This window comes from Paenibacillus sp. N119s (assembly GCF_059447605.1).
Genome location: NZ_JCAJRU010000217.1, coordinates 1 through 8,423, shown reverse-complemented (window position 1 = coordinate 8,423; position 8,423 = coordinate 1). Strand labels below are relative to the sequence as shown.

Annotated in this window: 6 protein-coding genes; all 6 read left to right on the top strand. The window is 49.4% G+C overall.

Annotation, left to right across the window (positions count from 1 at the left end):
* Positions 1-8: 8 nt before the first annotated feature.
* The 6 genes from pth to AC5V8P_RS20350 all read left to right on the top strand — a co-directional run bounded on the left by pth (position 9) and on the right by AC5V8P_RS20350 (position 8,154).
* Positions 9-569, top strand: a complete 561-nt coding sequence (gene pth, locus AC5V8P_RS20375; protein WP_064795719.1) for an aminoacyl-tRNA hydrolase — start codon at positions 9-11, stop codon at positions 567-569.
* Between the two features lie 86 nt (positions 570-655).
* A complete protein-coding gene (fin, locus tag AC5V8P_RS20370; RefSeq protein ID WP_007428020.1) occupies positions 656-886 on the top strand; it encodes an anti-sigma-F factor Fin in 231 nt (76 codons plus the stop codon).
* A gap of 134 nt (positions 887-1,020) precedes the next feature.
* Complete coding sequence (gene mfd / locus AC5V8P_RS20365; RefSeq protein WP_064795718.1) at positions 1,021-4,548, top strand: transcription-repair coupling factor; 3,528 nt, start codon at positions 1,021-1,023, stop codon at positions 4,546-4,548.
* On the top strand, positions 4,532-5,650 hold the full coding sequence (locus AC5V8P_RS20360; protein WP_063208353.1) for a peptidylprolyl isomerase: 1,119 nt from the start codon (positions 4,532-4,534) through the stop codon (positions 5,648-5,650). Before mfd ends, AC5V8P_RS20360 begins: the two co-directional genes overlap by 17 nt.
* A 167-nt stretch (positions 5,651-5,817) precedes the next feature.
* Positions 5,818-6,360, top strand: a complete 543-nt coding sequence (spoVT, locus tag AC5V8P_RS20355; protein ID WP_063208355.1) for a stage V sporulation protein T — start codon at positions 5,818-5,820, stop codon at positions 6,358-6,360.
* Between the two features lie 135 nt (positions 6,361-6,495).
* On the top strand, positions 6,496-8,154 hold the full coding sequence (locus tag AC5V8P_RS20350; protein WP_064795717.1) for a putative polysaccharide biosynthesis protein: 1,659 nt from the start codon (positions 6,496-6,498) through the stop codon (positions 8,152-8,154).
* Positions 8,155-8,423: the final 269 nt, after the last annotated feature.

The following is an 8,423-nucleotide window of genomic DNA, read 5'->3' as shown; positions in this document are numbered from 1 at the left end:
CAAGGTTAATGAAGTGGATTGTAGGATTGGGCAACCCTGGTCCCCAATACGAGAAAACGAGACATAATGTCGGGTTTATGGCCTTAGATGCTCTGGCCTCGCGTCATAATATTCAGATTACCCAAAGTAAATGTAAGGCCTTGATTGGTGAAGGCCACATTGGTGGCGTAAAAACGGTATTGATTAAGCCTATGACATATATGAATCTCTCAGGCGAGTCTCTGCGTGCTTATATGGACTACTATAAGGCCGATATGGAAGATCTGATCGTCGTATACGATGATCTGGATACAGAGGTCGGTAAAATAAGACTGCGTTATCAAGGTAGCGCAGGCGGTCATAATGGCATTAAATCGATCATTCAGCATACAGGGACGCAGTCCTTTAATCGGATTCGTATGGGCATTTCTCGCCCAGAGCCTGGATATGCTATTGTCGATTATGTCCTAGGCACCTTTCCTAAGAAGGAAAAGGAACTGTTGACCGGAATGATAGAAGATACGTGCAACGCTTTAGAATACAGTCTGAATCATCCGTTTGAGCGGACGATGGCTGAATTCAACAAGTAAGCTCTGACGCAGGTGAACGGGCTTAAATGGAAGATTGTTGGACATACTGAAAGGTATAGAAAACTTTCAGGAGGCATATACATTACATGGTTGTTAATTATGTATGCAGACATTGTCGAACTTTCTTGGGGCGAATTGACTCCGCAGCAATAACCGAAGAAAGGTTGGGCTTCCATTCCTTGACCCCTGCTGAACGTAGAGATATAATAGCGTATAATTCGGGTGGTGAAGTGACCGTTAAGGTCATTTGCGAGCACTGCAGTCAGGCACTGGAAAATAATCCAGAGCTGAGTCTGCTCGTAAACCCGCTCCAATAACAGGTATTCAACTGGTCTGATGTACCAGCTTGAGAGGTGAAGCGGCAATTCCGCTTATGGAGCCTTGGCAGCATTGCTGAGGCTTCTTTTTCGGTTTACATGTTACTATTTATAAGCATAAAGGGGTGCCTTTTTTGTTACAAGCACTTATTCAGGCTTTTACGAAGGATGCTGATTATGCATCCATTGCGGCAGGTATATCCTCAGGCATGAAGGAACAGCTGATATCAGGTTTGTCAGGCTCTTCAAGACAGGTACTGATGGCCGCACTTGCTGCAGATACCGGACGACCGTTAATGGTCATGACACACAATATGTTTGCCGCTCAAAAAATAGCAGATGATTTGCAGGAAGCGCTTTCCCCTGATCAGGTGTTATTGTACCCTGCTAACGAGTTGGTAGCTGCTGAAGCAGCCATATCCAGTCCAGAGACATTATCCCAACGAATTGATGTATTGATCCGATGCGCCCAGGGTTTTCGTGGGATTGTTGTCGTGCCGTTTTCTGGAGTACGGCGTCTATTACCAATCCCGGAGACGTGGCGTGAGGCTCGTATTGATCTAAAAGAGGGAGAAACGATTCAGCTGGAAGCGTTTTTGCTGCATATGGTTGAGATGGGATATCAGCGTGTAGAGCGTGTGGAGTCTCGTGGGGAAATGAGTGTACGCGGGGGAATTGTTGATTTTTATCCAATGACGACCCGTTGGGGCTATCGTGTAGAGTTGTTTGACGATGAAATTGACTCCATCCGTATGTTTGATCCGCAAGACCAGCGTTCCATAGAAAAGGTACAAGAAGTTACTGTAACGCCATGTAAGGAAATTATTGCAAATCACCAGCGTATGGACCAAGCTGCAGATGCCGCCGCCATATTGTTGGGGGAACAACTGGACAAGATGACAGATCGTCAAGCTAAGCAGCATCTGAAAGAGGAAATTCATCGCGAAATTGAGCTGCTGCGGGAACATGTGTATTTTGACGAAATCTATAAATATATCTCTCTGCTGTATCCAGAACGTAAAACCTTGGCAGATTATATGCCGGAAGATACGATTCTGATCATTGATGAACCAGCGCGGATGCTGGAAACAGCCAGACAACTAGAACGGGATGAGTCTGAGTGGAATCTGCATTTGCTTCAAAACGGTAAAACTCTACCACAACTGGAGCTATCGGATGACTCGGATAATCTGTTGTATAACCGGAGATTTCAAACGCTGTTCCTGTCGATCTTCCTTCGCCAGGTTCCACATACCCAGCCGCAAAACATTTTGAATTTCATCTGCCGGGGCATGCAGGATTTTCACGGTCAAATGAATGTACTCAAGGCAGAGATGGATCGCTGGCGCAAGGCAGGCACACAGGTTATGATGCTGGCGAGTGGAGACGAACGTCTAGATCGGATGCGGCGAGTGCTTCAAGACTACGGTATTGATGAGCCAACCATGGCGATTGGTAATCTGCAAAGTGGTTTTGAGATGCCGTCTATTCATCTGGCAGTGATCACTGAGGGTGAGATGTTCTCCCAGAAACAGCGGAAAGCACGTAAGCAGGGCAGACATGTAGACAACGCAGAGCGGATTAAGAGCTACAGTGAGCTGAAGGTGGGCGACTATGTCGTACACCAAAATCACGGGATCGGGAAGTACATGGGAATCGGCACGCTGGAGGTTGGCGGTATCCATAAGGATTACATGCATGTCCTCTATGCGGGCGGGGATAAGCTGTCTGTACCGATTGAACAAATTGATCTGATTCAGAAGTATGTGGGCTCAGAGGATAAGGAACCCAAGATTTATAAACTGGGTGGCAATGAGTGGACGCGTGTTAAAAGCAAGGTCCGTAGCTCAGTTCAGGACATTGCGGATGATTTGATCAAGCTATATGCGGAAAGACAGTCAGCACCGGGGTTTGCCTTTGAAAAGGATTCGCCGGAGCAGCAGGAATTTGAAGATATGTTCCCGTACGATGAGACACGTGACCAGATTCGGGCCATTGAAGAAATTAAGAAGGATATGGAGCAGAGTCGTCCGATGGATCGTTTGCTGTGCGGTGACGTAGGCTACGGCAAGACGGAGGTGGCTATTCGTGCTGCCTTTAAGTCTGCTATTGAGGGCAAACAAGTGGCTGTGCTGGTACCGACGACGATTTTGGCACAACAGCACTATGAAACATTCCGTGAGCGTTTTTCCGGGTATCCGTTCAATATTCAGGTATTGAGCCGTTTCCGCTCGCGCAAAGAGCAGAATGAGACGACCAAGGGAGTTCGACAAGGTACGGTTGATATTGTCATCGGTACTCATCGTCTACTTTCACAGGATCTGGTGTTTAAGGATCTGGGGCTGCTCATTGTTGATGAGGAGCAACGTTTTGGCGTAACGCACAAAGAAAAGTTAAAAAAATTGAAAACCAACGTAGACGTATTAACGTTAACGGCAACACCTATTCCGCGTACACTGCATATGTCCATGCTGGGTGTACGTGATTTGTCAGTCATTGAGACGCCGCCGGAAAATCGTTTTCCAGTGCAAACGTATGTCGTTGAGCATAGCCAGACTCTGGTTCGTGAGGCAATTGAACGCGAGATGGCACGCGGAGGGCAGGTCTACTATCTGTATAATCGCGTGCAGGGCATTCAGGAGATGGCCGCCGAGATCAATGCGCTTGTCCCAGACGCCAAGGTGGGTGTAGGTCACGGACAGATGTCTGAAACGGAACTGGAGAAAACCATTTTGGATTTCCTGGATGGTGAATATGATGTGCTGGTAAGCACAAGCATTATCGAAACCGGTGTGGATATCCCCAATGTGAATACACTCATCGTGCACGATGCCGATAAAATGGGGCTATCCCAGCTGTATCAGCTGCGCGGGCGTGTAGGTCGTTCCAATCGGATTGCCTATGCTTATTTCACGTACCAGCGTGATAAGGTGCTTACAGAGGTGGCGGAGAAGCGGCTTCAGTCTATCAAGGAATTTACGGAGTTGGGCTCCGGGTTCAAGATTGCGATGCGCGATTTGTCCATCCGCGGGGCGGGAAACTTACTTGGTGCCGAGCAGCATGGATTCATCGCATCCGTCGGTTTTGATCTTTACTCGCAAATGCTGGCTGAGGAAATCAATAAGCGTAAAGTCAGTGTGCTTGGAGAAGAGGACCAGTCCAATCGGAATTGGAGTACATCGATTGATTTGGGTGTCGATGCTTACCTTCCTGGAGACTATATCTATGACAGCATCCAGAAGATTGAGATTTATAAAAAGGTTGCAGCGGTCAGCACCTTTGACGAGGCTTCCGAGCTTGAGGACGAATTGGTCGATCGATTTGGCGATTTGCCAGAGGCGGTTCGTCATTTGCTTGCTGTGGCTCGCCTTAAAGTATATGGACGGATGTATGGAATCGAGTCCATTGTACAGCGGGATGACAATATCGTGCTGAAATTCCATGAAGGACGCCAGCAGGCGGTTCAGACTGCCAAACTTGCCGAGATTGGCAATCGCTTTGAAAGACGTGTACAATTTGAACAGGGCACATCTATGAGCGCACGCATAAAGGGCAAAGGTCTAGATGATCCACAGTTGCTAGAACTGCTGGAGCAATTTTTGAGTGCATTGAAAGAAGCATTCACATTGAAGGAGGAACTGCAAAATGCCACAACTAAATAAAAGAAAACCTTGGAGAATGCTCTCCTTGGGCATGGCAGCGTTGCTGGCTATATCGGTGCTGGCAGCATGTACGAAGCAAGCGGATGAAAGTAAGGTCAAGGACGAGCCGAAGGACAACAGCAAGGTTGTCGTGACCTATAAGGGTGGAACGATTACCGAAAATGAGTTCAACCAAGAAATCAGCATGATGAAATTCTTGTATCCGGAATATGAGGCTGCTTTAGCTTCTGATCAGGTACGGGAGCAAATTGTAAAGCAGGAAGTAGTGTACAAGCTATTGGCAGCGAAGGCGGATGACAAAGCCAAGGAACAGGGTGCCAAACAAGGGAATGAACAGTTGGAGCAGTATAAAAAATCGGTCGGTGAAGACAAGTTTAAGAAATTTCTGACTGATCAAAAGCTGACTGAACAAGGTGTGAAAGATTACTTCACGCGTGTAATGACGGTAATTAACAGCGAAACCAATAAAGTAACGGATGAGCAGCTGAAACAGGAATTTGAGAAAAATAAAGATCAATTCACGACAGCAACTGTGCGTCATGTATTGATTAATTTCGAAGATCCAAAAACAAAGAAACAGCGCACAAAAGAGGCTACTCTCAAGCTGGCCAAAGAAGTAAAGGCGAAGCTGGACGCTGGAGCAGATTTTGCAACGATTGCCAAGAAGTATTCGGAAGACCCAGGTTCCGCATCTAATGGGGGGCTGTATGAGAATGCATCCGTAGCACAATGGGTACCCGCTTTTAAACAGGCTGCCGAGACTCAACCGATTAACAAAATTGGTGACCCTGTGGAAACAGAATACGGATATCACATCATCAAAGTGGAGTCCCGGAATGAGCCAACATTTGATAAATTGAAGGACAACGAAAAGGCTGCCCTGAAAAATAAATTGGCTGGGGAAAGTATTCAAAACTTCTCCGAAAATGATTTGGCGAAACTTGACCTGAAAATCAATCTGCCGAAGGCACCTGCTGCGAAAGAAAACAGTGGTGCAACGTCCGGTGCAGGCAGTACAACTACACCGAGCGGAACAACAAGCGGTACGAGCGATACTAAAGCTGGAACAGCCAAAGATGGAGCTGCAAGCGAAGGTAAATAACTGAACATGCATAAGGAATTGGGAACAGATGAATACTATGGTCAGATATCACCATAAACACCATGACCGCGACGTTCTTCGTGACCGCTTCTGGGGGAGTGGAAGCGTCTTTCGATACCGTCAGTAGTTTACTAAATTCTTCTTGAGAAAGTGGGGCAACATGTGAAATGAAAGCTACTGGTATAGTTCGCCGTATTGATGACCTTGGGCGGGTAGTTATTCCAAAGGAAATTCGCCGCACCTTGAGAATTCGTGAAGGAGATCCGCTTGAGATTTTTGTGGATCGTGACGGAGAAGTCATTTTGAAAAAGTATTCTCCTATTGGTGAACTTGGTGATTTCGCCAAAGAATATGCTGAGTCCCTGTTTGAAAGCACAGGCCATATTACGATGATTACCGATCGTGATACCATTATTACGGTGGCTGGAGGCTCGAAAAAAGAGTTTCTGGACAAGCAGATCGGCAGCATTATCGAAAGTAGCATGGATAATCGTAAAACTGTGCTGGAGACAGCCAGTGGCTCTTATGAGCTAACGCGAGACCACGAAGAAACACTCTCGTCCTTTGTGACGGCTCCCATTGTTTCGGGTGGTGATCCTATTGGTGCTGTTATATTGTTGAACAAGGATGAAAATGTAAAGATGTCCGAAATGGAGGTCAAGATGGCTGAAACAGCCGCTGGCTTCCTGGGCAAACAAATGGAACAGTAACACTCCGTTTCACCCCTGTATGACGTAAAGAATGGCCAAAGCCGTTCAACGTTGTACAGGTTTTTTTTTCTTTCCAGAAGAAGAGACGGTATAATAGGACTCGTAAAAATGCTTAGGTGGGAGTGGAGACGGAGAATGCAAGAGAATCGCGCCGCTTCGCGGCTGCTACGGGGCGCTGTCATTTTGACACTGGCAGCAGTAGCGAGCAAGCTGATCGGCACATTGCAAAAAATCCCGCTGCAAAATATTGGCGGCGACGGCGTGTTTGGCATTTATAATACGGTGTATCCTTTTTATACGCTGTTCATTACTATTGCAGCGGCTGGATTCCCGGCGGCCGTATCCAAGTTTGTGGCTGAGTATGAGGCCGTAGGCAACCGGACAGCGGGGCAACGTGTTGCCCGGCTTTCTTCGCTTGTATTGGGCGTCTTTGGATTAATCCTAGGGCTGCTAATGTATACGTGTGCACCGCTAATCGGTCAGTGGATCGATAACGCTCATGTCATTCCATCGGTGAGGGCAGCGGCAGTTGCCTTTTTATTCGTGCCGGTGATGGCGGGACTGAGGGGCTATTTTCAAGGCTTGCAAAATATGATCCCGACGGCTGTCTCCCAAGTGACGGAGCAGGCGATAAGGGTAAGCGTGATGATCGTATTGCTGCTGTTTATGCTGTCACAAGGAGCAGGGGCGGATATGATTGCCGCTGGAGCAGTGTTTGGTTCAGCAGCAGGCGGAGCAGCGGGCCTGATTGTCATGCTATTGTATTGGCGAGGGCACCGAAGAAGGCTTGAACGGCAAGGAATGATCGTGGCGACAGTGCAAGCACAGATGGGTGAGCTTCGCCCAGCGGAAAGCAACGGTGCTTTGCTAAAGGCACTGCTGCGTTATGCGTTGCCTGTGTGCCTTGGAGCGCTAGCCGTTCCGCTAATTAATCTGGTAGATACATTTACCGTCCCTCGCTTGTTAAAGCAGGAGGGCTTGGACGATACTGCGGTTATGGTGGCCTTCGGCGTGTATAACCGAGGGCTTCCACTAGTACAGCTGGTCATGATGTTGGCCACCACATTGTCGGCACTGTTCATACCCTCACTGGCTGAGGCTCGGGTGACCGGAGGTACGGAGCTGGCACGTCGTCAGTGCGAGCAATCGCTGCGCTGGTTTTGGCTGCTGGGACTAGCCGCTGCGACAGGTCTGATCGTACTGGCCGTGCCCGTCAATGTGATGCTGTATGCAGACGACACTGGCAGCACGGTGATGCGCTGGATGGCGCTGACGGCTGTAGGCGGTACGCTCAGCATCATCTCGGCTGCGCTGCTGCAAGGGCTTGGCGCGGTTCGCGCGCCAGCTCTGGCCATGCTCGCCGCCGCAGCGGCCAAGGCACTGCTAAACTGGCTGCTCGTACCGCAGCTAGGCACGGCGGGCGCCGCCATTGCAGGGGCAGTCGCCTATCTGCTGGCGGCTGTGATCAACATTGCGCTGCTGGCCCGCTTGGTGGGGCTGCGCGCGAGCTGGTCCGCCAGTGTGCTCAAACCGGCGGCATTGCTTGTCGCCTTGGCTGCAGCAGCCTGGGCGGCGATGTGGGGCACCAGCGCTGTGCTGGGTGCCCTGGGCTGGGCTGCCGGGGGTCGTGCCACAGCAGCGGCGGGGAGCCTGCTGGGTGTAGCGGCAGGCGCCGTGGTGTTCGTGATCGGCCTCGCACGCTTGAGGTTGATCACGGAAGCCGAGCTTGTGGCGGTGCCCAAGCTCGGGCGTCCGCTGGCAGCCGCACTGCGCAGACTGCGTGTACTGGCTTAGCCCGGGTTGTACAGCTTGCCACATGAAGGCGCACAAGCCATTTTATGAGCCTATACCATTTTGTGGTATAGTAAATGCCAAAGCAAAGGAAGCGGAAGCTGGACAGCGCCGGGTGTTTTTCGGAGCCTGAATCCTGCTTTTGCGGAACGGAGGATTGGATATGAGCGTAACATTAACGGTCGTAGGTCTGGGCTCGGGAGATCCCGATCAGCTTACAATAGGGATATTGAATAAAATGAGGGGCGCTTCAGCGCTCTATCTGCGAACCA

Coding starts and splice junctions, on each gene's coding strand:
- pth (WP_064795719.1), top strand. CDS start 9: ATGAAGTGGATTGTAGGATTGGGCAACCCTGGTCCCCAATACGAGAAA.
- fin (WP_007428020.1), top strand. CDS start 656: ATGGTTGTTAATTATGTATGCAGACATTGTCGAACTTTCTTGGGGCGA.
- AC5V8P_RS20360 (WP_063208353.1), top strand. CDS start 4,532: ATGCCACAACTAAATAAAAGAAAACCTTGGAGAATGCTCTCCTTGGGC.
- spoVT (WP_063208355.1), top strand. CDS start 5,818: ATGAAAGCTACTGGTATAGTTCGCCGTATTGATGACCTTGGGCGGGTA.
- AC5V8P_RS20350 (WP_064795717.1), top strand. CDS start 6,496: ATGCAAGAGAATCGCGCCGCTTCGCGGCTGCTACGGGGCGCTGTCATT.